Source organism: Streptomyces europaeiscabiei, assembly GCF_036346855.1.
Lineage (GTDB): Bacteria > Actinomycetota > Actinomycetes > Streptomycetales > Streptomycetaceae > Streptomyces > Streptomyces europaeiscabiei.
Genome location: NZ_CP107841.1, coordinates 4956743 through 4981254, shown reverse-complemented (window position 1 = coordinate 4981254; position 24512 = coordinate 4956743). Strand labels below are relative to the sequence as shown.

The following is a 24512-nucleotide window of genomic DNA, read 5'->3' as shown; positions in this document are numbered from 1 at the left end:
TCAGTTCCCCTTCTGGCTGCTCTGCCACATGTCCCGCAGGACGAGGACGACGATCGCGGCGACGCCGCCGAGGATGGCCAGCGCGAGCGACGCGAACGCCAGGCCGACGCTGCCGACGCACACCGCGCAGGCGATGCCGATCCACTCACCCGTGCTGCGACGGGCCTTGCCGTGGTCGTGCTGGCACTGCTGCGCCGGCGCCTGGGCCTGCTGCTGGGTGGCCAGCTTCGCCAACTCCATCGCGGCCATGGCCAGCTGTACGGCGGCGGTGTCGGTCTCGGCGGCACGGACCGCGTGCTCGGCCTTCTCCAGGGCGTCGCTCATGAGGGGGACTCCCCAGGGACGAGTGCCACGGTGCCGACCACTTCGCGCCGCAGCTCGGTCGCGTCGCGGCGGCTGAGGCCGAACTCCTCGCGGAGCCGCTCGATGGTCACCGGCCGGTTCGTCGAGGTGACCACCTCCCGGTTGAGCCTGGTGGCCCTGCGCCGCAGTTCAGCCGGGGTGAGGGTGACGACCTCGGTGACCACCTGGCGGGGGGTGTCGGCGCCCACCGAGGTGGTCACCTTGTCGACCCGGTTGTGGTCGTCCGCATGGTCCTCGTCGTCGAGGTTGGGTGACCACTCCTCGTACGGGTCGGTGACCACCTCCGGCTCCGGCCGTGCCACGATCGGCAGCAGCCGGGCCCCGGCGGGCACGACCTTGGGCAGCTCCGGGAGGGCGCGCGGCTGGTCATCCTCGACGCGCTCCACGGTCACCTCGGCGGTCACCTCGGGAACCGGGCCGGGCGCCTCGGCCCTCCCGGCGAGGGCCTGGTGGATCTGCCGCATGAGCGCGCCGAACGCGAGCAGCGCGGCCGTGGGCGGCACCGCGGCGACCACATAGTCGAGCGTCCCGGCCGCGGTGCCGACACCGGCAACGTTCAGGGCGATCGACGAGCCGGAGCCGACGACCGTGAGGCCGATGGCCCACAGGTCGACCTCGCCAGCGAGTGCGGCCCGCAGCATGAGCAGCTCCCCGGCGACGATGAACAGGTCGAGAGTCGCGGGCCACGCCCACGCCCGGATCCACTTGTCCTCCATGCCGTTGGCGAGGGCGACCTCGGCGAGGTGGGCGTAGGACAGCCAGAACGCGGCGGCCGTGAGCGCGATGATGACGACGCCGGCCGCGATGGCGAGCGCGCGGGACGGGTCCCAGTTCATCGGGGCCTGCTCTCGGAGCGCTTGTTGGCCTCGGCGACCTTGCGGGACAGTTCGGCGCGCTCGGCGTCGGTCAGGGCGTTCACTGGCCCTCACCCCGCTCGGCGTGCTCGTCGGCGAGGAAGGCGGCGACGGTGGGGAACGCACGGTCGACGGAGGCGCGGGCGGCCCTCTCGGCGGCCTCGGTCTCCTCGGCGGCGAGCCTGCCGCGGAGGTAGTCCGCGTTCCAGCCGATGGCCGCCGGGTCCTCCTCCAGGGCGCCCTTGACGGTGGCGCGCACCCAGTCGGCCCGCGACTCCAGCCGGCGGGCGTACTCGGCGGTGCCGTGCGGGAGGGTGACGGCTTCGAGGACGGCCTCCAGCAGGTTGCGGAGGTCGCGGGCGTCGCCCGGGTTGGGCGTGGGGGTGGACGGGGAACTTGCGCGCGCCTCGGGACGCGGGGAAAGATCGGTCATGCCGACTCCTGGTTAGGTCAGGATGCTCGGTCGAAGGGCCGGGCGGTGCGCGCGCCGGGGGCTGGAACCCCCGAGCTGCTGCCCGGCCTTTCGTCGTGCACCCAGCATTGCATAGCCTGAACGATTTGTTCAATAGGTTGAATGCGAGTGGCGGCCAAACCCAGCTGCTAGAGCGGCAGCGGCGGGAGGTCAGGCCGACTCGGCGGGCTGGTAGTGCCGGAGCAGCAGCAGATCCGTCTCCGACCGGTACGCCTTCCCGCACCAGCGGCACACCACCGGGTCGCCCGGGAGACGGGACAGGACCGCCCCGCACACAGTGCCCTCGACGTCCGTGACGGCCACGCACAGGCCGAGCCGCTGTCGGCGCGGCGCCGGGTCTCCGACGACCGAGCGGGCCTGTGTCTCCAGCGTCCCCACCTCGCGGGCCAGTTCGCCGGCCTCCGGGTAGCTGGACACGATCCAGTCCAGTTCCATGCCGAGCCACCGGCAGTTCACGCCCAGGCCGGCCGGGGGCGGCGGCGAGTGCTGCGGCCACCGCTCCCGCTGCACGTCCACGCGCCACAGCTGCATGACCTCGCCCGCGCGGCCCCAGTTGACCGTGTCGAGGACGTCCTCGTCGATGGGGGAGCGCGGGCCGGCGGCGCCTCTGGTGGCGACGATCTCGCCCCAGCCGCCGCGCCGGGGCACGAGACACTCGGCGACCTCTGTGTAGAGGACGGGTAGTTCTTCCAGCCGCGCGGCCAGCTGCTCCCTGTGCCGGTTGCACAGGTAGCCGCTGGCCGCGTTGCCGCACAGTTCGCAGTTCACGATGCGCTGGTCTCCTCGGGGTCCTGCCGCGCCCCGGCGGCGGTGCGGCGCAGCCACGCGATGGCCGTCTGCCACTCGGCGTAGGCCTCGCTCCCCGGCCGCAGGATTGCGACGGCGCGGGCGTCGAGGTGGGAGGCGATCGCGGTCAGCGTCTGCGGGCGAACCGATGCGAGGCCTTCAGCGGAGGCCTCGGCCTCCAGAGCCCTCCGCTTCCAGCGGTCGCCGCGCCGCCAGCCCTCGCTCGCGTTCTCGTACAGCTCGTCGAGGGCGTCGTCGGTGATGGTGCTCGCGGTGTGCCGGTGCTTGGTCATGCCGTCCTCCGCTGCTTCTCGCACGTCTCGTCGTGGTCGGTGCCGAAGCTGGTCCACCAGCGTTCACAGCAGGCGTGTCCCATGGCGTCAGCCGCCGCGCGGAGGCTGCGCTGTTCCATGCGGTCGCGGAGCCGAGCCGCGCGCTCGGTGTCCGTACGAACGGCGGTGACCGTGTCGGCGTGCTCGGTCTCGCGGATGAGCGCGATGAGCGGGACGAGGGAGCAGGCGGCGAGGGCGGCGACGGCCCAGACCTCGCCGTAGAGGGCCTGCTGGACGGTGGCGAAGGCGAGGAACAGGGCGGCGGCGCCGTAGATGGAGCAGAGGATGCGGGCGAAGCGGGTCACAGGTACCTCCCGGTTAGCGGGACGTCGGTGATGGTGCGGAAGCGAACGAGGCGAACGAGGAGGTGGCCGTCGGGCTCGACGTCGACGGGATCGTGTGGCTGGGCCTCGCCGCAGACGTCGGTCCAGTCGATGTCAGGGATCTCGGGCTGGACGGCGGTCATCGCCGTACCTCGGTCTCGCCCTCGAACGGCTCCAGCAGCGCGTAGGCCGCCTGCCGGTCGCCGTGCAGGTACTCGACGGCGAAGTCCCCGAGACGGTCGCGGCGGAGCGTGCCGCGCTGCTCGGCGATGTACCCCCAGTCGTCCCAGGCCCCGTCACCGTCCAGCGAGGACGTGCCGGTTTCGTCAGCTCGGTCGAGACGGGAAGGCGGGAAGCCGTACGCGATGGCGGCCTCGCGGGACCACACTCCGGCGGGCGCCTCGACGACGTTGGACCAGCCCACGTAAAGGTCTTTGTCGGGCGCGGCCTTGATGAGCAGGCAGCGCAGGCGCGGGTCGTGGCTGGCCTTCTCCTCGGCGAGTTCGGCGCGGAGCCGCTCGACGGTGCTGCGCATCTCGGTGAGTGCGTCGCCGTCTTCACGGTGCCACCGCATCAGCTTGGCCATCTCCGCCTGAAGGTCCGCCTGCTGGGTGTCTGCCGCAGCCCGGTCGAGGGGCGCAGCGATGAGCGCTGTCTGCAACTCGTGCCGGGCACCGAGGGCCTCGACGCCGGGGTCTGTGGTGTTGGCGATCAGGTCGTTCAGGGAGTCGAGGGCTCGGCGTGCGGCGGCTTCGAGGCGGGGCTGGTCGTTCATGGGTTCCTCCGTGGTGTGATGGGCGGGAGGCCGCCCCGCAACTCGACTGCGGGGCGGCCGTGCTGTCGGGTCAGAGGACCGCTGCGACACGGCGGCCGAGCCACTGAGCAACGTTGACCGACACCGCGTTCCCGGCCTGCATGGTCTGCTCGCCCTTGTTGCCGTGGACGATGTAGTCCTCCGGGAACCGCTGCGCGTACAGCTGCTCGCGCGGCTGAACCATCCGGTAGTGGCAGTCCTCCAGCGCGGGCGCCGGCCCGAGCAGCGCGGCCGAGTCGACCGTGCCGAGCGTGTGCAGGGGCTCGCCCACGGATTTGGCGGCGGCGTTGCGGTACGGGATGACGAGCCAGTGGTGCCGCCCCTGCCCGGTCACCGTGTCGACCGGCTCGGACACCGGGCGGGCGGTCGAGTGGTTCCGCAGGGTGACGATGAACGAGTCGTCGGCCTGCGGCGGCGTCACCAGCGCCTCGAAGCCCTTCGGGTTCGCCAGCCGGGTCCGCATCGGTTCGGTCGTCGAGGTGGCCGTGGTGTTCCACGTGCCGCCGCCCGGGACGAGCAGGGCATCGCCGATCTTCACGGTGCGGGCGGCGAGCGGCGCCTGGTCGGCAGGGAAGGCTCGGCCGTCGTGCCCGCTGTGGGTGACCGTGAGGATCATCCGCCGGTCGCCGAGCAGGTTCAGGCCGGTGTTGATCCGCTCCACTGTGGTCTTTGCCAGGGGCCGCAGCCCGTGTGCGGGGCGGTCGCCGATTCGGACGCCCAGGTTCGACCAGTCGATGATCGAGGCGGCCGGGCGGACATACGGCTCGACGACGGCGTGGCGGCAGCGCGGGCCGTTGGGGCACCGGTACACGTACTGCTGGCCGTACTTTCCGAGGCGACGGCCCTCCTTCTTCCACGACTGGAATGCGGTGACGGTCTCCTCGCACACCGGGCACCAAGCCTTCGGTCGCGGCTGGACGTCCGGCAGCGGGATGCCCTGGCGCGTGCAGACGATGTAGATGCGGTCCCGCCACTGCGGCGCGGGGGCGTTGCCGTCCTCCCCAGCGTGCGCCGAGGACAGAGAGACGAACTGGACGTTGTAGCCGAGGGTGCGCATCCCGGAGAGCCAGACGTCGAACAGCTCCCAGTCGGCGGCCTCCATCACGTTCTCGACCAGGACCGCGCGGTACCGGTGGACCTCGGTCGCGCGGATGACGTCCCAGAAGGTCGCCCGGGTGCGGTCGAACGCGGCTTGCGGGACGTGACCGGACTCCTCGAAGCCGAGCTGTCCGTGGCCCGCGTCGCTCTTGCGGGCCTTGCGGCGGCGCCCGCCAGCCGGGCTCAGCTCGGTGCAGATCGGGGACGCCCACAGCACGTCGGTGCTGGGCAGGCGCCGCATGTCGTAGTTGTTGACGTCGGCGCACAGGTGGTCGGCGGTGGTGTGGTTCGCGGCGTGCGTCTCGATGGCGCGGGCCCAGTGGTTGGCGGCCAGCTTCAGTTCGAGGCCAGCGGCGACCAGCCCGGTGGACGAGCCTCCGGCGCCGCAGAAGATGTCTGTGAAGGTGAGGGTCATTGGGTCCTCCGTGATCTGATGGGTGGAGGGCCGGGCCTGGTAGCAACAGGCCCGGCCGTCATGCAGCGGCGGGGAGTTCCATCTGGCCGAGGGCGCGGTCGACGCGGTCCTGGTCGATCAGGTCGGCGACCTCGCCGGCCGTGCTGCCGCGCGGCACCTCGATGCCGAGGCGGCGGCAGAGCCCCATCTGCTTCGGGTAGGGGCGGCCCGCTCGCCATCCGGCCTGGCGGCCGTCGAGGACCCCGGGCGCCGCGATGGCCTGCTTCTCCAGGTAGGCGAGCGCCTCGGGGAGAGGCCGCGCGACGTCGTCTTTCGGCGGGCGGACGCCGTACGCCTCGGTCCACCGACGCACCCGGTACAGCCGGGTCTCCGGGTCGCGGACCAGGAACAGGAACATGGCGCTGGTGAGGCGGACGAACCAGGTGCCCCGGGGGGTCCTCAGCCATCGGATCGTCGAGGAGCCGAACAGGTTGATCTCTTCGGTCTCGATGCGCGCCGCGATGGCCCGCCGGGTCTTGGCCGCGGCGTGCTCCTCGGCGACCTGCCGCAGGCTCTTGCCGCTCTCGTGCTCGCCGATCTCCCGCTCGGTGAGGTCGACCATCGAGGCGAGCTTGTGGCGGGATGCGGCGCCCATGACGTCGAGCAGCAGCGCGTCCCGCTTGCCGGGCGCAGGGCGAAGTCCTCGGCCGACCATCTGCACGTACAGGCCAGGCGACTTCGTGGGGCGGGCGACCACGATGCAGCTGGTGTGCGGGGCGTCGAACCCTTCGGTGAGCACCATGCAGTTGGTGAGCACCTGCACTTCACCCGCCGCGTACCGGGCGAGGGTCGCGCGGCGCTCGTCGCGGCCCATGTCACCCCACACCGGGGCCGCCTTGATGCCGACCGCTTCCAGTGCGGCGGCGGCCTGCTGGGCGGTGGCCACGGTCGGTGTGAAGACGACGCCGGCCCGGTCGCCCGCGTGGTCGACGTACGCCTTGGCGATCGCGTCCAGCGCGCCGGAGTCCTCCAACGCCTTGCCGAGCTGGCCCTCGACGAGGTCGCCGCCGCGGGTGCGCACCTTGTTGAGGTCGAGGGTGTCGACGGTGATGCTCTTGCCGCGGACGTCGCACAGGTAGCCGTCGCTGATCATGTCGAGGATGTCGAGGCGGAACACCACGTCCTGCCACACCTCGGCCAGGCCGCCGTCGGTGCGGGTCATGGTCGCGGTGAAGCCCGCCGTGGGCACGCCGTCCCAGGCGCCGAAGTGGCGCAGCACCTCCATGTAGGTGCGGGCGGCGGCATGGTGGCACTCGTCGACGATGATCAGGCCGATGTCGCGGATGGCCTCGCGGCGGCGGGCGACGGCCAGGGTCTGGACGCTGGCCACGATCACGTCGGCGTCGTGGTGATCGTCGCGCTGGGCCTTGACGATGCCGACGCGCAGCATCGGGTCGACGGCCAAGAGCTTGGAAGCGGCCTGCTCGATCAGCTCCTCCCGGTGGGCGATGACGAGGACGCGGCGGCCGTCGAGCTGGTCGAGCATCTGGTGGGCCAGGTGAGAGAAGACGACGGTCTTGCCGGCGCCGGTCGGCAGGACGACGGCCACACGGTTCTGGCCGTCGGCCCATCCCTTGCGGAGCGCCTCGATGGCGTCGAGCTGGTAGGGGCGGGGTGTGAAGGACATGCGTCACCTCGATTCGGTGGAGAGGGGAGAGAGGCGGTACGCAGTGCGTACCGGCTGCGTACCGGCTGCGTACCGGGGCAAAAGCGGTTCTGACCTGCTGTTATCTCTCTCTAGAGAGACAGTGGTACGCAGGTACGCAGAAACAGACAGGGGTCCATGTGTGCGCACCCGCACACGCGCACCCGCACGCACACACACGCCTGAGGGGTGCCATTTCCCGGCGACTGCGTACCACCCCGAAAGCGGCACTAGCGGAGCCGCTGACCTGCGGCGATGAGGCCGGGAGGGTGGTACGCACTTCGTGCGTACCACCACCGTGACGGCGCTCATGCCGCCTCGCCCTCGTCGCCGAAGGGCATGCCCTCTGGGGTGAAGGCGAGGCACTTCGCCCGCGCGCCGTCGAACCGACGCGGCACCAGGTGCGCGGGCCGCTGGCTCTTCAGCGTCTTGAGGTACGCGGCATCGATCCAGCTGCCGACAACGGCGTCGAGCGAGTAGTCCGCCTCGGCGAGGATCTTCCGGACCCGCTCGGGCAACAGCGCGACCTCAGTAACGCCGTCCTTGGTGGACAGGACGCCGAGCCACCCGGCGTACGGCGGCTTCTCGTGCATGGCCGCGCGAGTGGCGGTGAACAGTTCGTGAGCGTGTCCGGCGACGTACTCCCGCAGGACGTCCAGCGCCATGTCGGGCCGGTTGTCGGTGGGGTTGTGGGCGGTGAACAGGCTGCGCCAGACATCGTGACCGAGCGGCTCGTACGGCAGCACCCCGGTACGGAACGCCAGCGTCTCGGCGAGGACGAGGGCGGCGACCATCGGCGCGCGCCGGTTGGTCATGTCGCCGCCACCACGGAACTCATCGACGAGCGTGCGGTGGTGTTCCTTCAGCTTCTCGCGGCCGTTCGGCTGGGCGAGGCCGCTGAGGATGTAGCGGATGAACTCCGGCCCCGCGTGCCCGTGGTTGGCGAGAACGCCCTCTCGCGCCGCCGCAGCTGCGGGGCCGCCGTTGTCCCCGAAGGGGGCGATCGTCGTCCCGAGGATGCGGGCCGCAGCGCCCTGGCTGGTCGTGAAGGAGAGTGCCGGCCGCTCGCCGGAAGACAGGAGGATGGTCTCCCACGGCAGCATGTTGCCGAAGGCGCCCCCGCTTCTCGCCTTCCCGTGGTTCATCGGGAGCTGGTACAGCACCTCGTCGATGATGCTGTCGTCCGTGACGGCCATCGTCTCGTCGAAGACGGTGACGATCCCGCGCACCAGGTTCAGCCGCTTCTCGATCGCGTAAAGCGTCGTCCTCCAGTTGGACATCGCGCTCGCGTGCTCGGACGGGTCGGCCCACACGCTGAGCGCAACCTGAAGGGCCGTCGTCTTGCCCTTGGTCGACCGGCTGGAGATGTCCAGGGTGAACGAGTTCAGGCCGAGCGGCTTGAGCAGCGGAGCGGCCAGAGCCGCCGCGACGGCGACACGCGGCACGGGATAGCCGACCAGATGGCCGACGGTCTCGCGCCAGCCCTCCAGCGTCCCTTTCCTGGCGTGTGCGCGGGCCGGTCCACGCTGCTCCTCGAAGGCGACGTCCACCTTGATGTCGTCCTCGGGGGAACAGACGAACGTCCCGTCGTCCTGCCAGCCGAGCCAACGGGCCAGCTGCTCGGAGGGGATGCGGCCGACGTTGCCCGCCTCGAACTCGGCCAGCCACTTCTCGACGGCGCGGGCGTCGCCCTCGACGGCCGGGAGTCCGGCCGCTCCCAGGGTCTCGATCAGCTTGCGCCCGCGCTTCGCGGTCTCGCGGCTGACGATCCGGGAGATGCGGCGGGGCCGCCCGAGGCTGCGGTCGATCCACGACAGCTCCACGTACTGGTCGCCCTCGGGGTCCTCGAACGTGGCGGTGACGACCAGCGGGGCGAAGGTGATGCGGGTCCAGTTCTCGCCGCTTGAGCTGAGCACCTCGATGCCCATGCCCGTGACCCGGTAGCCGTACGGCGTGCGGACCGAGCGCGGGAGCCCGAACGTGGTGTCGTAGCCGAAGCCTTCCGGGTCGCCGTCGTCCTGCTGCTCGGCGGTGTCCTCGGCCGGAGCCTCGTCGGCCTCCGGCTCAGCCGGGGATGGTGCGGGGGCGCTGGCGCCTCCGACGGAGGCGAGGCGGCGGCTGCCGTAGCCCTGGTGCGCGAGGGCCCGCGCGGCGGCCTTGTGGTCGCCGCCGTGCTCCAAGAGGGCGTAGGCGCCGAACTTGCTGTAGGGGGTCTCGCTCTGGAATTCCGACCCGGTGGCGAAGACGAACAGCCTGTCGTGCTCGTCCTTCCCTGTCGTCGCCTTCACACCGCCGACGCCGTCGGCCCATCCCCAGTAGGTCTCACTGCCTCGGGTGTTCATCGGCCGGAAGATGCCGTGGAGGATGTCCTCCCATGAGGCGCGGGCCTCGAAGTCGTCGCCGGGCCGCAGGCTCCCGTCCGCGCGGGGCGGAGCGGGGCGCGGGGCGGTCTTCGCAGCCTCAGGTTGGGGGAGCGCGTCCACCATCCGACACACGGTCCGGATCGCGTCCACGGTCTCAGCGTCGAGGACGGGGATGGTGTCGGGTCCGCCCGCCAGCCGGACGTATGGCCGACCGGAGGCGTGGACGGGGCCACCGGACGGCTCGACCAGGCCGTACCCGCCCTCGCCGCGCGTCTCGATCAGGGGGAGGATGACCTTCGCGTCGGGCTTCTCAGCGACGCGCTGCCGCTGGTGCGGGGTGTACTCGTCGGGCCGCGCGAGGCGCTGGGCCAGCTTGGTGTTACCGGGGACGCCGCCGCCCTTGACGCGGACGCGGTAGTGCCGGCCGCCGGACGGTGACTCAGTAACCCAGCCGCCGAGGATCGCAGCCCATGGCTCGCCGAGTCCGGAGTCGTTCATGATCGAGGTGACGTCATCGAGCAGCCCCTCGCGGATGGCGAGGCCCTCGAACTCGATCAGCTCGATGCCGCCGGAGACCTCGCCGTAGACGACGGCGATACCGCGGGGACGGCCTCCGTCGAACCAGCCGTCGTGCTGCTCCGGGGTAGTCCGGGTCACCTTGTATTCGAGCCAAGACACAGCTGGCTTCTTGGTGCCGTCGGCCTTGATGGGCAGGACGCACAGGCCAGCGTCGTGCAGCTCGCGGGCCGCGGCCCGGAGGTCGGTGGGCTGTGTGTCGGTCAACGGTCGTTCTCCTTGTGGAACGCGGCCAGGTGCACGTCCTTGACCCCGGCGACGAAAGCGATCAGCTCGTCCACGCCGTGGCGAGCGGCGGTGATCGGCCCTTCAAGGCGCTGCGGGCAGGCGGGGCGGTGGCACTCGTACTTGGCGCGCTTGCCTTCGAGGTCGACGGTCAGCAGGCCGTCGACCCGCTGGGGGCGTGGCGAGCGGCCCGGGGCATCCCGGGCGCGCTCGGCGGTCATGGGCGTGCCTGCGAGGTACGCGCGTGCCAGGCCTCGACGTCCTCGACATGGCCAGCCGCCACGGACGCCTGGAAGTCGAGGGCCCGTCGGGCGTTGGCGTCGCGGTCGGCGATCTCCTCGCGCAGCTGGAGGAGAGTGGTCGCCGGGCGTTGGCCGGGCGGCACGATGGCCATGGCCGCGCCGTCTGCGGCCCAGATGACCACCGTCTTGTCCAGGTGCTCCTCGTCGACGGCGCGGGACTGGTGCACCGTGATGCGGCGCCGGGCGGCGAACTGGGCGAGGTGCTCGCGGCCGAGGGTGTCGAGGACCCAGGCGAAGACGGCGTCCGGTTCGCCGGAGATTCTGATCAGGTCACCGATGGCGTCGAGGCATTCGCCGACGGCTTGGTCGACGACCAGCTTGGCGGCCTCGACGTGGGCGAGCGCGCGGCGTGTGGCCGGTGTGGTCGGCGGCTCGGGAGCCGTGGGAGGCTGCGTCATGAGCGAACCCCGTTCTCTACTTGCTGGTGGGTGCGGGCTGCTCGACAGGCGCCCCCGGCTGGACCCCGGGGGCGTCGTCGTTGGTGGCTGCCGCCGACTGGACCTCGGGGGCAGCGGTCTCGGAGAGGCCGATGAAGGCGCACAGGTCCGTCTTGCGGACCCGGAACGCGCGGCCGAACTTGACGACCTCGATGGGGAACTCGCCCTTGCTGATCAGCTCGTAGCCGAGCGTCTCGCCGATGTTCAGGGCGGCGAACGCCTGGAGGGCGGTGGGCATCGCGGGCAGGTCGCGGACCTGCTCGGGGGAGAGCGGGGCAGCGGTCGTCATGACGCCGCCCGGGTCTGGCTAGGAATGAAGGTGCGGCCGGCGCGCTCCATGGGGACCCACAGGACGAGCAGGTCGACGCCGAGGGCGGCGGCGATCGCCTTGGCCTTGGGCTCGGGGACAACGCGCTGCGCCCCGGACATCAGGCCGCCGATCGTTCCGTGGGCGACGCCCACAGCCTCGGCCAGTTCGCGGCTGGTGACTGCTTCACCGGTGCCGGTGCGCTCCATCAGGAGCCGTAGTAGGTCGCTGCTGGCGACCGCGTACATGGTGGTTGACGGCTTTTCGGGTTTGCTCACGTTCACCTCGTTGAAGGCTTCATTCATCTCGTTGAACGGTGTGAGCGTGAGCGTTCCATAGGTTGAACGGTTTGTCTAGTGTGTTGAATACGCCCGCTCAGGTAAGGCTTCGGTCAATCACTCCGCGCGCTCTGGCAAAGGTGACCGTCCTGCTGAACAATCCGTTCAGTACGTGAGATGAACGCCGCTGGTGACCTGCCCGTACGGCTCAATTGACCGTGCATCACCTGAACACCCCCCGCGTTCCCTACCTCCCAGGAGTGGCAGGATGAGCCCCATGGCGACCCAAGACGACCGGAGTCGTAGCGCTGAACGGCGATCAGATCTCGCCGACCTGATCCGCACCCGGCGTGCCGAGCTCGGCAAGTCCCTCGACAAGTTCGCCGCCGAGGCTATTGACCCGGTCTCGGGGGAGCATGTGACGCGCGGATGGATCTACCGCCTGGAGACTGGCGAGCCGGTGACCCCGCCGGTCTTCGAGGAGTTGCGCGCGCTGGCTCGCGCCGCCAACTATCCAGTCGAACGTCTCCAGGATGCGGCCGGCGCTCAGTTCCATGGAGTCGACCCGCTGCGCAGCGGAACGAGCGAGGCCAAGGCCTACGTGCACAAGCTGGACCGGCTGCCCGCCGACCAGCGCGAGCGACTCCTGCGGCTGATCGACACGATGGTTCCCCCCGAGGAGGGTGAATCCGAGTAGATCATTCATTCCCCATTACATCACTCTGAGTGAGTCATCTGAGCAGGGTGTAGCCATGCGGGGCCCATGGTGCGATCATCGCTGAACGCCTCTCCCCCAAAGAGGTGCAGGTCTAAGCTGCAAATCGAACGCGCATGCGGGAGATGGGGGATTTGCATGGACTCAGCATCGAACAAGCGCCCCGCACGGGCTTGGTACTTCTTCAGTGAGGACATCCCCGACGACGAGCTGGTCGTCCCCATCCTGACGAAGAACGGCACAGCGATGGCCGTACGCCCGGGGGAGATGACGCCACGTCTCCTCAAGGCGCTCAACGAATCTGTTGCCCACCTCATCAACGTCGGCCTGTGGCAGCCCGGCGATGATGGACCTGAGCCGCCGCGAAAGGAGTAACACCATGCCGTCTGCGCGCCGGGCCGGGAGCATCTACAAGCGCTGCGAGTGCCGCGGGCCGGACGGCAAGCTGCTGGGTACGGAGTGCCCACAGCTCAGGAAGAAGAACCACGGCGCCGTCGGTCTCCGCCAGGAGCTACCGCCAAGCGCCGAGGGCACGCGCCGGACCTTCCGGCGAACCGGATACGAGACCGTGACGAAGGCCCAGGGCGACCTGTCCCGCCTGCAGGCCATCCTCGCGCTCGCCGGTGACGACGCTGCCGAGCAGCAGCGCGTCGGCGACCTGCTCGCCGACATCAACAAGAGGCGTGCGGACATCCCCGAGACCGCTGAGGTACAGCGACGGCTCGGCGTCGGAGTCCCCCTCGACGGCAAGATGACCGTCGGCGACTGGCTCGACCACGTCATGGCCAACAAGGCGACGCGCACCACCACGAACCACGGCTACAACAGCCACATCCGCGTGCACCTGAAGCCCGCGCTCGGGCACCTCCGCCTCGACCGGCTCGGCGTCGGTCACGTGCAGGACATGTTCAACGCGATCGACGACCGCAACGACCTGATCCGGGCCGAGAACCAAGCCCGTCACGAGCAGGTCGCCCGCACCCGCTGGACCAAGCCGGGCCGGCCGCCGATGAAGGAGCGTGCACGGCTGGACGCCGAGCGGGCCAAGCTCGCCGACATGCCGCCCTACCGCCGCATCACCGGCCCGGCCACCAAGCAGGCGATCCGCCGCACTCTCCGCATGGCGCTGAACAAGGCCATCGGCGCGCAGCTCATCACCTTCAACGCCGCCAAGCACGTCGAGCTGACGTCGGCCGCCCGGCCGAAGGGGCTGCTGTGGACGGCGGAGCGGGTGGCGCGCTGGGAAGAGACGGGGGAAAAGCCGGGCCCGGTCATGGTGTGGACGCCCGCCCAGCTCGGCCGGTTCCTCGATGAGGCCGAGGGCGACCGGCTGTACGCGTTCTTCCACCTGGTCGCCCACCACGGCCTGCGCCGGGGCGAGGGCGTCGGGCAGGGATGGCACGACTTCTCCGCGGCCCGGAAGGAGATCCGAGTGTCCGCCGAGATCGTGGTGGACGGCTGGACGCCGATCGAGACGGCACCGAAGACGGACGGGTCCGTGGGCATCGTGAAGGTTGACACGGAGACCGTGCGGGTGCTGCTCGCCCACCGCGAGCAGCAGCTGCTCGAGCGCGACGCGTGGAACGCGCGAGCCGCAGTGCAGCGCGAGGCCGGCGAGGACGTCGCCGACTGGACCGACACAGGGAAGATGTTCACCGCCGAGGATGGACGCTGGCTGCACCCCGACGCCGTCAGCAAGGCATTCCGTCGGATCTCGGAGGCGGCCGGCCTGCCACCGATCAACCTCCGGGATCTCCGCCACGGGGCGGCGGCCCTGGTGAAGGCAGGCGGGGGAGACCTGCACGACGCGAAGGTGAAGCTGCGCCACTCGACGATCACTCTGACCAGCGACACGTACATGGAGTTGTTCGAGGAGTACGAGGACGAGCTGACGGAGAAGGCTGCCGCTGCCGTTCCTCGCGCCCGGCGGGCACGTGAAGAGCCCCCTGCTCCGGTCGCTGTACCGGAGCAGGGGGCCAGCGCGTCGCAGCCAGCAGACGCGGTTTCTGATGGGTCCACGGTACGGGCCAGCACTGACAACGACCGTCCCTCGGCGTAGAATCGAGGTACGGAGATAGGGCCTCTGACCTGCGGGTCGGGGGCCCTTCCTGCTGGCCCCGTGCTGGCCCGAAGGCCACGCAAGAGCGCGGTACGAGACGGTACGAGGCACGGTGAAGGCTTGAGCTTTTCGGAGCCGTAACCCGCTCTGGCCTGGGCAAGGCGTCGAGAGGCGGGCCGACGCGATACGAGACGGTACGAGCCGCCATGGGTAGTCAGCAGACTTTTAATCCATTGGTTGTGGGTTCGAGTCCCACAGGGCCTACGGTTCGCGGGCAGGGGATATCCCCTCTGACCTGCGGTGCGGCGCTCGGTTCGGCTTCGGTCGGGTCGGGCGCCGCTTCGTTTTCGCCGAGGGCGCCGTCCGAGCTGTCGCCGCTGACCGGCCGTCAACGGGTCGGCGGCCAGAGGGCGCCGAGGATCACCTGTCCCTGCCCGATCAGGTGTGACGGCTCGAATGTGCCGGGATCGGTTGAGGGCGACGCGGCCGAAGTGTTCCGCGTGGGCGACGAGTGCGTGGGCGAGGACCTGCGGGTCGAGTTCCGGGCCGCTCCGGTCGCTCATGCCAGTCAGGACGAGGGAGATCCACTCCTCGACCCGGAACCGGAACCGTTCGGATGCGCCCGCAGTTGTCCGCCGGCCCCATCGTCCGGCAGGCCATGAACCACCTGCTCAGGAGCGAGCTCGTCTTCCCGCCGACGCCGCGCTGGGCTAAGCCGGTGACCCTGGCTGTCGCGACGACACGGCGGATCGCCACGCTCGCCACCATGCCGCGCTGGATGCGCGAGATGGCGGGGATCCGGCAGTCACGCCTCCTCGACACGCTCATCGTGCCCGTCATGAAGACGGCCTTCGCGCTCGCCCACCTCGGCCCCAGGGCCGAACTGCGCCTGATGGCGCGGCTCTCGCCCTCCACCGTCGCGGTGATCGCGCCGATGAAGCTCGGCATCCCTCCCCGCAACGAGGAGGCACTGACCCCTGCGGAGGCCCGCGCCCGCCACGGCTACGCCAAGCCCGGCGAGGCCCGTCTCGCATTCCGGGCCCGCCAGGCGGCCCGCGTCTTCGACGACGGCGAAGCCCTCAGCGACCAGGGGCTCGTAGAGTCCCAGGAGATCCTGGGGCCCCTCTCGTAAGCAGGGCGGGTCTTCTGCCCCGGCGGTCTCGGCCGGCTCCCTCCCGTTCCAGCTCACGGCTGCTGTCGACCGGGCCCCGGTTCCTGTCCCGGTTCCTGTCCCTACCCCCACCCCACCCCCACCCCTACCCCTACCCCCACCCCCACCCCTATGCCTGTCCGGGTCCCTGCCCGTGGTCCTCCCCCTGCCGACCCGTCTTCGGTCGCAGCCCCTGTTTCGGCGCGGGAGGGGGCGTGAGCCTGGCCGTCGCCACGTACGAGACCACGACCGCGACGATCACCAGTGGCATGACGGTGACCCCCTGCGCACCGATCAGGAGTGTGGCCAGCAGGACGGAGACCAGCGGGAATCGCAGCATCGCGGCGCTCATCGCTCCGATGCCCATCGCGAACCCCGCGACCAGGGACAGCCCCGGCAGGTGGGAGAACAGGATGCCGCCCGCCGCTCCCACGAACATCGCGGGAAAGATCGGGCCTCCCCTGAAAGCGCTGAGCGACGCGCAATAGGCGAGGCCCTTGCACAGCACCAGCAGCGACAACGCGCCCACCGAGTACGCGGCGCTGTGCGTGAGGAACGGATCCATCGCCGTCTGCCCCGAGTACAGGACGTCGGTCGCCGGTTTGCCGGTGCCCTCCGCGTAGCCGATCGCCAGCCCCGCCACCACCAGGCCCATGACCACCGTGGCCGGCACCCGCCGCCTCTCGACGTGCGTCGCGAGCCGGACGGAGAGCCACCGGATTCCCGCACCCACGAGTGCGGCCGACAGACCGATGACCAGCGCCCACCCGAATTCCGCCGCTGTCGGGCGTACGGCCGCGGGGACGTCGTGCAGGGCCAGCGAGTAGGTGCCCAGCCCGGTCCACGATCCCAGCCCGACGAAGATGAGCGCACCGATGCCCGCGGCCAGCAGGCCGGGCACCAGCACCAGCGCCATCATCGCCCCACCCAGCCCTGAAGCTTCCATCAGGAGGAACGCTCCCAGCAGGGGCGATCCCAGCAGCGAGCTGACGGCCGCGAAACTGCCCGCCGCGCCCAGCACCGCGCTCATCTGCTCCGGCGGGTCGCGCCTGACCATCCGCACGGCGCCGGCGGCGAGCCCACCGCCTAGCGCCAGGAGAGGCGCCTCGGGGCCGAGGACGGCGGCGAAACAGAGCGTCGCCAGGGCGGCAGCGAAGATGCCGGGCAGCTCGATGGGTGTGGGCGCGGCGGAGGCCTTGAACCCCGCTGTCGGTTCATGGCCGCCGCGCCCCGGCAGGTACTGAACCGTCAGTGCCGTGAGCAGCCCCCCTACGGCGAGCAGCGGCAGCGGCCACCACCACGGAGTCCCGTCGAACCCCAGCGACTTGGGCAGATCCGTGTAGATCAACGGCTGGACCTCCCCGACCAGCGCGAGGAAGCCGAACGCCGCCGCGGACACCGGCACGCCGATCAGTGCGGCCATGGCCAGAAGCACCAAGTACGCGCGGCTTCGAAGAAGCGTCATCGGGTCCGGAGGCGACGTGGCCCCGGACCCGGTAGTGCCGACCGGCATGCGCACTGCCTCCTCGCGATGCGGGCCTCGTCCCGCGCTCCCCGACGGCCGTCGGCCGTCGGCGAACCGAACCCGGAACACCTCGCCGACTGACGCACGCGGCGCGGTACCGAGCCTGGCACGCCGTTCCGAGGCAGGCATGCCGACACGACCCATGCGAGTCACGCCCACCGCCGCCCTCTTCTTGTCCGCACGGCACGGCTCGCGGCAGAGCCGGGGCTGAGGGGGTGATCGGGTGATCGTCGAGCCACCTCGACGTCGAACCGGCACCACCCCCGCAGGGGACCGACCATGGTCGCCCGGGGAGCCGCCGTATGTGTGGTGACGGGGTCCTGGACGGCATGCCGATGGACGGGCGCGCCGGCGAGGCGGAGCGCCGGGCCCGGTGGACGGTGTGACGTGGCCCTCTTGGTCTCTCCGTCTTCCGTCTCTCCTCCTTTCCGTCCTTCCGTCCTTCCGTCCTTCCGTCCTTCCGTCCTTCCGTCCTTCCGTCCTTCCGTCGATGTGCACACGACGGGCTCTCCCCCGACGGGCGGCCGGAGGGGACAGTAGGAGGAGGGAGGGGAGTGGGGGAGAGCGGTGGGCGAGGAGAGGAACGGGTCGTGATCGAGGCGGAGTTGAAGGCCCGGGTCCGTGTGCCGGAGGCGGTCGCGCGGGTGCTCGACGAGTGGGCCGAGGGCAGGTCCGAGACGTACCAGGACACGTACTACGACCTGCCGGACGGCAGCCTGCGCGCCCGGGGCGAGGAACTGCGGCTGCGGTTTCTCGCCGACCACGCCACGGGCGAGCGGCGGACCCTGCTCACCTTCAAGGCGGCCGCGGTGGACGAGGCGTCCGGGTCGAAGCCCGAGTACGAGACGCGGGTCGGGGACTCGCAGATCGCGCACGCCATCCTGGAGCACCTCGGCTATGTGCCGGCGATCGTGTTCGAGAAGCGCTGCCGCAGCCACGCCTTCGAGGCGTACGGCCGACGGATGCTCGCCACGCTCGTACGGGTCCCCGAGCTGGACGGCACGTTCCTGGAGATCGAGAGTCTGGTCCAGGAGGAAGCGGAGCTGACCGCGACCCTCGACGACATCCGCGCGGTACTCGACGACCTGGGCATCGCCCCGGAGGACCTCACGCGCGAGCTCTACACGGACGCGGTGGCGGCGGCCCGTCACACCCTGCCCTAGGCAATGAGGGTGAACAAAGGCAATGACGGCGCACAAACACCTCGGGCCGGAATCCTCATCGGATTCCGGCCCCAGGCCTTCAGTAGCGGGGACAGGATTTGAACCTGCGACCTCTGGGTTATGAGCCCAGCGAGCTACCGAGCTGCTCCACCCCGCGTCGTTGAAACCAGTGTACGCCATCTGCGGGACCCCAAGCACACGGGTTAACGGCGACCGCCGATCACCGCGTTAACGGCGACCGCCGATCGCCGCCGACCGCCGCGGATTCACCCGGCCGTCCAAGCGTTTGTCAGACCGGTCGGCAGGCGCCGGTCAGCCGACCAGATGCTTGTTGGGCGCCTTCGCCCGACCCTCGTACTCGGGCAGTACGACGACCTCGGCCCCCTCCGCCGACAGCACCGCGTTGCCGACGGCGGCGTCCTCGACGAACGTGTCCGGCTCGCGCCAGGCCGTGACGACGCGGCGGACGCCCGCGTCGAGGACGAGCCGGGCGCAGGGCGCGGGTCGGGAGGCGCGGCGGGCGCACGGTTCCAGGCTGCTGTAGACCGTGGCGGAGGCGAGGCGCGGGTCGGTGGGGCCGAGCTTGGCGAGGGCGGCCTCCTCGGCGTGGGCCACGGGGTCGCCGCCCTCGCGGGAGTGGCCGCGGGCCAGTTCCGTACCGTCCTCGGCGACCACGACCGCTCCCACACTGAACGCGGTCTTCGAGGGCGGGCACTCGGCGGCCAGTTCACAGGCCAGCGCGAGCCAGTGCCGGTCGGCGGGGGAGACGGCCGGTCCGACTCCGGGCACGCTGGGGGCGTAACGGATGAGGACGATGTCGCCCACCGGCCGGGTCTCCAGCAGCCGCAGCCGGCTCTTCGGTCCCCCGGGATACGTGCCCGTCCCGAACAGCCGCGGCGCGTCCGTCTCGCCCACGAACACCGGCGCGACGGCCAGCTGCACCTCGTCCGCGAGCCCCTGCTGGAGCAGCTGGGTGTGCACGCGGCCGCCGCCCTCCACCATGAGGCGCCGGACGCCGCGTGCGTCTGCGAGGTGGTCGAGGAGGGTGGGCCACTCCAGGTCGGGGCCGACGGAGACGACGTCCACACCGTTCGGCCCGGCCGGCAGGCCCAGCCCGCGCAGCCGCTCCGCGCCCTTGTCCGTCGTGTACACGACCTTCTCGCCGCCCGTGTGCCAGAACTGGGCCGTCGGGTCGAGATCGCCGGACGCGCTGACCGTGACCTTCAGCGGGTACTCCGGGAGCCCGGCGGCGACGCGGGCCGCGCGGCGCTCGGGGGAGTTGACCAGTAGCCGGGGGTTGTCGGTGCGCAGGGTGCCGGCCCCGATCAGGATGGCGTCGCTCGCCGCGCGCACCTCGTCGACCCGGTCGAAGTCGGCCGGACCCGAGAGCAGCAGCCGCTCGGGTCCGGTGTCGTCCAGGAAGCCGTCGAGGGAGACGGCGGCGGACAACAGGACGTAGGGCTGGGGCATGGACGCGCTCCCTGGCGTGACGGTGACTGGACTGTGACTGGGGCTGGGGGGACCGGAACCGGGACCCGGGCTGGGGCTGGGACCGGAGCTGGGGCTGGGACGGTGTCGAGGGTGGCGGTGGTGGCGGTGGTGGCGGTGGCGATGGTGGTGGTGGGGAAGACCGTCGGCGGCTGAGATGGAGGCCGTCGGCGGTGGGCTTGGTTCAAGTTTTAAACAATAACTACACTGTACGTATGACGACCCGCTGGCTCACCCCCGAGGAGCAGCGTGCCTGGCGCGCCTACGTGGCCGCGAGCTCGCTCCTTGAGGACGCGCTCGACCGGCAGCTCCAGCAGGAGGCCGGCCTGCCGCACCTCTACTACTCCGTGCTGGCCGCCCTCTCCGAGGCGCCGGACCGCCGGATGCGGATGACCGATCTCGCCGAGCACCTGAAGATCACGCGCAGTCGGCTGACGTACGTCGTGACCCGGCTGGAGAAGGACGGCGTGGTGCGGCGCGAGGACTGCCAGTGGGACAAACGGGGCAGTGTCGCCGTGCTCACCGATGAGGGCATGGCCCTGCTGGAGCGTGCGGCGCCGGGCCATGTCGAAACGGTCCGCAAGGCCGTCTTCGACCACCTCAGCCCTGAGCAGATCGGCCAGTTCGAGGAGATCTGCGCGGCCATCGCGACGGCGATCCAGGGTGGGGACCCGCGGGCGGCAGTCGGCTCCGACGACCTGCCGTGGCGCCGCCGCGCGTGCCCGTCGAGCCAGTCCGGTCAGTAGGGCCGCCGCGAGTTCCCTGTGTTGCGGGAATGTGAGGCATCTCCAAACGGGGTTGCTTGAAATTTGAAGCAGGGGTTAGAGTCCTGCCGAGCACTGTGCTTCAAATCTGAAGCATGGCGACGCCCGTACCAGGACCGGAGATCCGCATGCCCGACTTTCCCGCTGCCACCCCGCGTGCCCGCGTCCGGGTACCGCTGCGTTTCCACGACGGCTACGGCGTCGACGCCGAACTGGTCACCTTCCACGGCCTCGTCGACGGCCAGGAGCACCTGGCACTCGTCCTCGGCGACCCCGCCCCGGGCGCGGCCCCGCTGGTCCGGCTGCACTCCGAGTGCCTGACCGGCGACGTCTTCGGCTCGGCCCGCTGCGACTGCGGTCCGCAGCTGCGTGAGGCGGTGGAGCGGATCGCCGAGCGCGGCGGTGTCCTCCTCTACCTCCGTCAGGAGGGCCGGGGCATCGGCCTCTACAACAAGCTCGACGCGTACGCCCTTCAGGACCAGGGCCTCGACACGTACGAGGCGAACGCGGCGCTCGGCCTGCCGGAGGACGCCCGCGACTACACGGCGGCGGCCCAGATGCTGGGTGCCCTCGGCATCGACGAGCTGGACCTGCTCTCGAACAACCCCGACAAGGCGCAGCAGCTCCGTGACCTGGGCGTCGGCGTCCGCCACCGCGTGCCCACGGGCGTCTTCACCACCGCCCACAACGTCCGCTACCTCCGAGCGAAGGTCCTCCAGACCCACCACACGCTCCCCCTGCCGGAGCTGACGGGACTGACCGGGTTGACGGCGGGCTGAGCCCTCGGGGGCGGGAACAGGGCCGAGGGCAGGAGGGCGAGGAGACGACCCCGGTAGCCGCCGCCCGCAGCCGCCCCGGTCTCGGTCGCCGTAGCCGCCCCGGTCTCGGTAGCCGCCGCCCCCAGCCGCCCTGGTCTCCGCCAGCAGCTGCCGGCCCCACTGGCCTCCGGCAACCAACCGCCGACGGCCGCTCATCCGCCCCCAGACCGGAGCAGCGCCTCCCCCTCCACACCCACAATCCGCCCGTTCTGGCCCGCACCCTCCGCCTTCGGCCCGCACCCTCCGCCTTCGGCCCTCCCCCTCCCCCTCCGGCCCCCACCCTCCCCCTCCGGCCCCCACTCCTCCCACTAGCCCAGTCGGCCCCGCCGACTAGCCCCGCACGCCACACCCGGAAACCCTGTAGCCGTGGGGCAGAGAGAGGGAGTGGAGGGTGTCAGGGAGCCGGGTGGGTGGCGGTTCTCGCACACCCGTACGCTCGTTCGCCTCATTCCCGGCCTGCTGATCGTCGTCGGCCTCTTCTACGACCACTTCACTCCGCGCGAGTTCACGGCGGTCCCCTTCTTCACGGCCGCTCCCCTCGTCGCGGCCCCGCTCTTCTCGCTGCACGGCACGGTGATCACCGGCGCCGCCTCGGTCGCCGGCATCACCGCCGTCCGCGTCTACTACGGCGACACGGGCCACGTGGACGCGATCACCGAGATCGCCACGGTGGTCACCGTCGCCGTACTGGCCGTACTGATCAACCGTCTCGTTCGCCGCAGCGACGCCCGGCTCGCCACCGCCCGCGAGATCGCCGAGGCGGCCCAGCGGGCCGTACTGCCCGTGCCGCAGGAGCGGATCGGCGGGCTGGAGTTCGCCGCGCGGTACGAGGCGGCGCAGGCGGGGGCGTCGATCGGCGGCGATCTGTACGCGGTGCAGGACTCACCCCACGGCGTACGGCTGATCGTGGGCGATGTGCGCGGCAAGGGGCTGGGGGCCGTGTCGGCGGTGGCGGTGCTGATCGGCGCGTTCCGGGAGGCGGCCGAGCAGGAGTCGACGCTCGAAGCGGTCGCCCAGCGGCTGGAACGGGCGCTGGCCCGGGAGGCGACGCGGCGGGAGGCCGCGCGACGGGACGCGGCGGTGGAGCGCGAGGGGTTCGTGACGGCCGTACTGGCGGAGTTCCCGCACGGTGCCGGCCGCGCCCGGATCGTCAACCGAGGCCATCCGTCACCCCTGCTGCTGTACGCCGACGGGACCCTGTGCACTCTGGACGCCCCGCAGTCCGCGCTCCCGCTGGGCATGGAGGACCTGGGGACCTGGCCCGACCGCGCGCAGGAGACCGGGTTCCCGCCCGGCGCCATGCTGCTCTTCTACACGGACGGCCTCTCCGAGGCGCGGGACGCGCGCGGTGTCTTCTACGACCCGGCCGCGCGCCTGTCCGGCCGGGTCTTCTCCGCCCCGAGCGCCCTGTTGACGACCCTCGCGGAGGAAGTGCGCCGACACACGGGTGACAGCACGACGGACGACATGGCCCTCCTGGCGGTCCGCCGATCCTGACAACCCGCCGCCCACACGTCTCTCATGTCTCCCACATCGCTCACGTCTCTCATGTCTCTCACGTCTCTCGCGATCAGGGGACCGCGGTATCACGGAACGTGTCTGTTCGACCGTCCTCCGTATAGAAGCTGATGTAACGTCAGAACTTTTGTTACTCGTGAGGCAAGGTCAACTCGCCCGTTTTAAACCCCCCATGCCCCGTAAAGTCCAGCGCGCAGGCCGGAACGATCATTCAGAACAGCTTGGAATGGAGTACTCGCGTCTATTAACGTTCGATAACGCAGCGCGGTCGTCCCAGCCGTCACAAGAGTCGGCTCCGTGCTCATGCGCCGAATCCCGCAAGGGAACCGGGGAACCACCACCCTGGGGTGAATCGCACGGAAACCGTCGTGGCAGTCCGCACGTCCGGTTTACGCGCGTAGGAGACCTTCCTGCTCCGAACCCGTCAGCTAACCCGGTAGGCGAGGAGGAAGGAAGGAGCGCGCCCACGTGGCGTCGAACCGGTCCGCGACCGAAGCCCCGTTCGTCCCGAACCAACGCGAAGGCGAGAGCCAGACGTTCGGTTACGGCAGCTACAACAGCGACAACGAGGGCCCCTGGCAGGAGTGGAATCCCAGCGAGGAGACCATTCGCCCCGTTCGCGGCCGGCACCGCGTCGCCAAGCCGCGCGGTGGACTCGCCCGTGGCGGACTGGCCCGCAGCTCCACGGTTCTCGGCGTCGGTGTCATAGCCGCCGTCGGCGGCGCCGGCATGGCCAGCGCGCAGTCCGGCAAGGCCCCGGTGTCCATATCGATGCCCGACATGCCGAACGTCGGCTCGGTCTTCGAGGACGAGGCCGACGAGCCGGAGCCCCAGGCCTCCACCACCCCGCTCAGCAGTGCCGGCCTGACCGCCGCCGACGCCGAGCAGGGCACCGCCGACGCCGGTGAGGCGCTGCGCGCCCGCATCATGGCGCAGGCCGAGTCCCAGCAGGACGCCTCCGACAAGGCCGCCGCCGAGGCCGCCCAGACCGCCGCCGCGGACAAGGCCGCCGAGCTGGCCGCCAAGGAGAAGAAGGAAGCCGAGGCAAAGGAAGCCGCCGCCAAGAAGAAGGCGGAGGAAGAGGCCGCGGAGAAGAAGGAAGCCGAGCGCCTCGCGTCCCTCGCCAAGCAGTTCACGCTTCCGACCTCCTCGTACACCCTCACCTCCACCTTCGGCCAGGCCGGCCCCTACTGGTCCTCCGGTTACCACACCGGCCTCGACTTCGCCGCCCCCACGGGCACCCTCATCAAGGCGGTCCACGGCGGCACCATCACGCAGGCCGGCTACGAGGGTTCCTACGGCTACAAGACCGTCCTCACCCTCGATGACGGCACCGAGATCTGGTACGCCCACCAGTCCTCCATCGGCGTCAGCGTCGGCCAGAAGGTCGCCACCGGCGACGTCATCGGCCGCGTGGGCGCCACCGGCAACGTCACCGGCGCCCACCTCCACATGGAGGTCCACCCTGGCGGTTCGGCCAGCGGCATCGACCCGGCGGCATGGCTGCGCAGCAAGGGCCTGACCCCGTAGAGCCGGTCGGAACCAGCGACGCCGCGTAGGTCCGTGAGGACTACGCGGCGTTCGTCATGTCCGGGCGAGGCAGGGCGGAGCGAGGCAGGGCGGAGCGGGTACGGAGCAGAGCGGGAGACAGGGCAGAGCAGGTACGGAGCGGAGCGGGTGGGG

General features: G+C 70.9%; 26 protein-coding genes, 1 tRNA gene and 1 riboswitch. Of the genes, 9 read left to right on the top strand and 18 right to left on the bottom strand.

What is annotated here, in order from left to right:
* From OG858_RS21745 to OG858_RS21675, 15 genes are all read right to left on the bottom strand, one after another.
* Entirely contained in the window at positions 1-324 is a 324-nt protein-coding gene (locus tag OG858_RS21745; RefSeq protein WP_328544598.1) for a hypothetical protein, read from the bottom strand.
* The gene (locus OG858_RS21740) at positions 321-1199 is read right to left on the bottom strand and encodes a DUF2637 domain-containing protein (RefSeq protein WP_328544599.1); all 879 of its coding nucleotides are present in this window, start codon (positions 1197-1199) and stop codon (positions 321-323) included. The genes OG858_RS21745 and OG858_RS21740 overlap by 4 nt, the downstream gene beginning before the upstream one ends.
* A 79-nt stretch (positions 1200-1278) precedes the next feature.
* Positions 1279-1650 carry a hypothetical protein gene (locus OG858_RS21735; RefSeq protein WP_328544600.1) on the bottom strand — a complete coding sequence of 124 codons (372 nt, stop codon included), beginning with the start codon at positions 1648-1650 and terminating at the stop codon, positions 1279-1281.
* Between the two features lie 189 nt (positions 1651-1839).
* Positions 1840-2457 carry a hypothetical protein gene (locus OG858_RS21730; protein WP_328544601.1) on the bottom strand — a complete coding sequence of 206 codons (618 nt, stop codon included), beginning with the start codon at positions 2455-2457 and terminating at the stop codon, positions 1840-1842.
* Positions 2454-2768 carry a hypothetical protein gene (locus OG858_RS21725; RefSeq protein ID WP_328544602.1) on the bottom strand — a complete coding sequence of 105 codons (315 nt, stop codon included), beginning with the start codon at positions 2766-2768 and terminating at the stop codon, positions 2454-2456. The genes OG858_RS21730 and OG858_RS21725 overlap by 4 nt, the downstream gene beginning before the upstream one ends.
* Positions 2765-3112: a hypothetical protein gene (locus OG858_RS21720; protein WP_328544603.1), complete on the bottom strand. Its 348-nt coding sequence runs from the start codon at positions 3110-3112 to the stop codon at positions 2765-2767. Before OG858_RS21720 ends, OG858_RS21725 begins: the two co-directional genes overlap by 4 nt.
* Positions 3109-3273: a hypothetical protein gene (locus tag OG858_RS21715; protein ID WP_328544604.1), complete on the bottom strand. Its 165-nt coding sequence runs from the start codon at positions 3271-3273 to the stop codon at positions 3109-3111. The genes OG858_RS21720 and OG858_RS21715 overlap by 4 nt, the downstream gene beginning before the upstream one ends.
* On the bottom strand, positions 3270-3905 hold the full coding sequence (locus tag OG858_RS21710) for a hypothetical protein (RefSeq protein WP_328544605.1): 636 nt from the start codon (positions 3903-3905) through the stop codon (positions 3270-3272). The genes OG858_RS21715 and OG858_RS21710 overlap by 4 nt, the downstream gene beginning before the upstream one ends.
* 70 nt (positions 3906-3975) lie before the next feature.
* Positions 3976-5457 carry a DNA cytosine methyltransferase gene (locus OG858_RS21705; RefSeq protein WP_328544606.1) on the bottom strand — a complete coding sequence of 494 codons (1482 nt, stop codon included), beginning with the start codon at positions 5455-5457 and terminating at the stop codon, positions 3976-3978.
* A 58-nt stretch (positions 5458-5515) separates the two neighbouring features.
* Positions 5516-7123, bottom strand: coding sequence for a DEAD/DEAH box helicase (locus OG858_RS21700; RefSeq protein WP_328544607.1), 1608 nt, complete (start codon positions 7121-7123; stop codon positions 5516-5518).
* 326 nt (positions 7124-7449) lie between these two features.
* Entirely contained in the window at positions 7450-10287 is a 2838-nt protein-coding gene (locus OG858_RS21695) for a DUF927 domain-containing protein (RefSeq protein WP_328544608.1), read from the bottom strand.
* Positions 10284-10526, bottom strand: coding sequence for a hypothetical protein (locus OG858_RS21690; protein WP_328544609.1), 243 nt, complete (start codon positions 10524-10526; stop codon positions 10284-10286). Before OG858_RS21690 ends, OG858_RS21695 begins: the two co-directional genes overlap by 4 nt.
* A complete protein-coding gene (locus OG858_RS21685; protein WP_328544610.1) occupies positions 10523-11005 on the bottom strand; it encodes a hypothetical protein in 483 nt (160 codons plus the stop codon). The genes OG858_RS21690 and OG858_RS21685 overlap by 4 nt, the downstream gene beginning before the upstream one ends.
* 16 nt (positions 11006-11021) lie before the next feature.
* Positions 11022-11333, bottom strand: coding sequence for a hypothetical protein (locus OG858_RS21680; protein ID WP_328544611.1), 312 nt, complete (start codon positions 11331-11333; stop codon positions 11022-11024).
* Positions 11330-11629: a helix-turn-helix domain-containing protein gene (locus OG858_RS21675; RefSeq protein ID WP_328544612.1), complete on the bottom strand. Its 300-nt coding sequence runs from the start codon at positions 11627-11629 to the stop codon at positions 11330-11332. Before OG858_RS21675 ends, OG858_RS21680 begins: the two co-directional genes overlap by 4 nt.
* Positions 11630-11906: 277 nt before the next feature.
* On the opposite strand from OG858_RS21675, the gene OG858_RS21670 reads away from it, so the two are divergent.
* The 4 genes from OG858_RS21670 to OG858_RS21655 all read left to right on the top strand — a co-directional run bounded on the left by OG858_RS21670 (position 11907) and on the right by OG858_RS21655 (position 15535).
* Positions 11907-12326, top strand: coding sequence for a helix-turn-helix transcriptional regulator (locus OG858_RS21670; RefSeq protein ID WP_328544613.1), 420 nt, complete (start codon positions 11907-11909; stop codon positions 12324-12326).
* 156 nt (positions 12327-12482) lie between these two features.
* On the top strand, positions 12483-12719 hold the full coding sequence (locus OG858_RS21665; protein WP_328544614.1) for a hypothetical protein: 237 nt from the start codon (positions 12483-12485) through the stop codon (positions 12717-12719).
* Between the two features lie 4 nt (positions 12720-12723).
* A complete protein-coding gene (locus tag OG858_RS21660) occupies positions 12724-14403 on the top strand; it encodes a site-specific integrase (RefSeq protein ID WP_328544615.1) in 1680 nt (559 codons plus the stop codon).
* A 616-nt stretch (positions 14404-15019) separates the two neighbouring features.
* Positions 15020-15535 carry an oxygenase MpaB family protein gene (locus tag OG858_RS21655; protein ID WP_328544616.1) on the top strand — a complete coding sequence of 172 codons (516 nt, stop codon included), beginning with the start codon at positions 15020-15022 and terminating at the stop codon, positions 15533-15535.
* Between the two features lie 148 nt (positions 15536-15683).
* Here the strand turns inward: OG858_RS21655 and OG858_RS21650 are convergent, their stop codons facing one another.
* Positions 15684-17066, bottom strand: a complete 1383-nt coding sequence (locus OG858_RS21650) for a chloride channel protein (protein ID WP_328544617.1) — start codon at positions 17064-17066, stop codon at positions 15684-15686.
* A gap of 602 nt (positions 17067-17668) precedes the next feature.
* Between OG858_RS21650 and OG858_RS21645 the strand changes: the two genes are divergently transcribed.
* Positions 17669-18241 (top strand): class IV adenylate cyclase, encoded by a 573-nt coding sequence (locus OG858_RS21645; protein ID WP_086750175.1) that lies wholly within the window; start codon positions 17669-17671, stop codon positions 18239-18241.
* A gap of 83 nt (positions 18242-18324) precedes the next feature.
* Here OG858_RS21645 and OG858_RS21640 read toward each other — a convergent pair.
* Positions 18325-18398, bottom strand: a tRNA-Met gene (locus OG858_RS21640).
* Between the two features lie 155 nt (positions 18399-18553).
* Positions 18554-19711 (bottom strand): dihydrofolate reductase family protein, encoded by a 1158-nt coding sequence (locus OG858_RS21635; protein ID WP_328544618.1) that lies wholly within the window; start codon positions 19709-19711, stop codon positions 18554-18556.
* Between the two features lie 233 nt (positions 19712-19944).
* Between OG858_RS21635 and OG858_RS21630 the strand changes: the two genes are divergently transcribed.
* The 4 genes from OG858_RS21630 to OG858_RS21615 all read left to right on the top strand — a co-directional run bounded on the left by OG858_RS21630 (position 19945) and on the right by OG858_RS21615 (position 24359).
* Entirely contained in the window at positions 19945-20475 is a 531-nt protein-coding gene (locus OG858_RS21630; protein WP_060893241.1) for a MarR family winged helix-turn-helix transcriptional regulator, read from the top strand.
* A gap of 146 nt (positions 20476-20621) precedes the next feature.
* On the top strand, positions 20622-21272 hold the full coding sequence (locus OG858_RS21625) for a GTP cyclohydrolase II (RefSeq protein WP_319069463.1): 651 nt from the start codon (positions 20622-20624) through the stop codon (positions 21270-21272).
* Between the two features lie 423 nt (positions 21273-21695).
* A complete protein-coding gene (locus OG858_RS21620) occupies positions 21696-22808 on the top strand; it encodes a PP2C family protein-serine/threonine phosphatase (protein ID WP_319069464.1) in 1113 nt (370 codons plus the stop codon).
* 317 nt (positions 22809-23125) lie between these two features.
* Positions 23126-23287: riboswitch (cyclic di-AMP (ydaO/yuaA leader) on the top strand.
* A 10-nt stretch (positions 23288-23297) separates the two neighbouring features.
* Positions 23298-24359, top strand: a complete 1062-nt coding sequence (locus OG858_RS21615) for a M23 family metallopeptidase (RefSeq protein ID WP_086753869.1) — start codon at positions 23298-23300, stop codon at positions 24357-24359.
* The last annotated feature ends 153 nt before the right edge of the window (positions 24360-24512 follow it).

Excerpts from the sequence above, each read along its gene's own strand:
- OG858_RS21745 (WP_328544598.1), bottom strand. The coding sequence starts at position 324 with ATGAGCGACGCCCTGGAGAAGGCCGAGCACGCGGTCCGTGCCGCCGAG.
- OG858_RS21740 (WP_328544599.1), bottom strand. The coding sequence starts at position 1,199 with ATGAACTGGGACCCGTCCCGCGCGCTCGCCATCGCGGCCGGCGTCGTC.
- OG858_RS21735 (WP_328544600.1), bottom strand. The coding sequence starts at position 1,650 with ATGACCGATCTTTCCCCGCGTCCCGAGGCGCGCGCAAGTTCCCCGTCC.
- OG858_RS21725 (WP_328544602.1), bottom strand. The coding sequence starts at position 2,768 with ATGACCAAGCACCGGCACACCGCGAGCACCATCACCGACGACGCCCTC.
- OG858_RS21715 (WP_328544604.1), bottom strand. The coding sequence starts at position 3,273 with ATGACCGCCGTCCAGCCCGAGATCCCTGACATCGACTGGACCGACGTC.
- OG858_RS21710 (WP_328544605.1), bottom strand. The coding sequence starts at position 3,905 with ATGAACGACCAGCCCCGCCTCGAAGCCGCCGCACGCCGAGCCCTCGAC.
- OG858_RS21705 (WP_328544606.1), bottom strand. The coding sequence starts at position 5,457 with ATGACCCTCACCTTCACAGACATCTTCTGCGGCGCCGGAGGCTCGTCC.
- OG858_RS21700 (WP_328544607.1), bottom strand. The coding sequence starts at position 7,123 with ATGTCCTTCACACCCCGCCCCTACCAGCTCGACGCCATCGAGGCGCTC.
- OG858_RS21690 (WP_328544609.1), bottom strand. The coding sequence starts at position 10,526 with ATGACCGCCGAGCGCGCCCGGGATGCCCCGGGCCGCTCGCCACGCCCC.
- OG858_RS21685 (WP_328544610.1), bottom strand. The coding sequence starts at position 11,005 with ATGACGCAGCCTCCCACGGCTCCCGAGCCGCCGACCACACCGGCCACA.
- OG858_RS21680 (WP_328544611.1), bottom strand. The coding sequence starts at position 11,333 with ATGACGACCGCTGCCCCGCTCTCCCCCGAGCAGGTCCGCGACCTGCCC.
- OG858_RS21670 (WP_328544613.1), top strand. The coding sequence starts at position 11,907 with ATGGCGACCCAAGACGACCGGAGTCGTAGCGCTGAACGGCGATCAGAT.
- OG858_RS21665 (WP_328544614.1), top strand. The coding sequence starts at position 12,483 with ATGGACTCAGCATCGAACAAGCGCCCCGCACGGGCTTGGTACTTCTTC.
- OG858_RS21660 (WP_328544615.1), top strand. The coding sequence starts at position 12,724 with ATGCCGTCTGCGCGCCGGGCCGGGAGCATCTACAAGCGCTGCGAGTGC.
- OG858_RS21655 (WP_328544616.1), top strand. The coding sequence starts at position 15,020 with ATGCGCCCGCAGTTGTCCGCCGGCCCCATCGTCCGGCAGGCCATGAAC.
- OG858_RS21650 (WP_328544617.1), bottom strand. The coding sequence starts at position 17,066 with ATGCCGGTCGGCACTACCGGGTCCGGGGCCACGTCGCCTCCGGACCCG.
- OG858_RS21635 (WP_328544618.1), bottom strand. The coding sequence starts at position 19,711 with ATGCCCCAGCCCTACGTCCTGTTGTCCGCCGCCGTCTCCCTCGACGGC.
- OG858_RS21630 (WP_060893241.1), top strand. The coding sequence starts at position 19,945 with ATGACGACCCGCTGGCTCACCCCCGAGGAGCAGCGTGCCTGGCGCGCC.
- OG858_RS21625 (WP_319069463.1), top strand. The coding sequence starts at position 20,622 with ATGCCCGACTTTCCCGCTGCCACCCCGCGTGCCCGCGTCCGGGTACCG.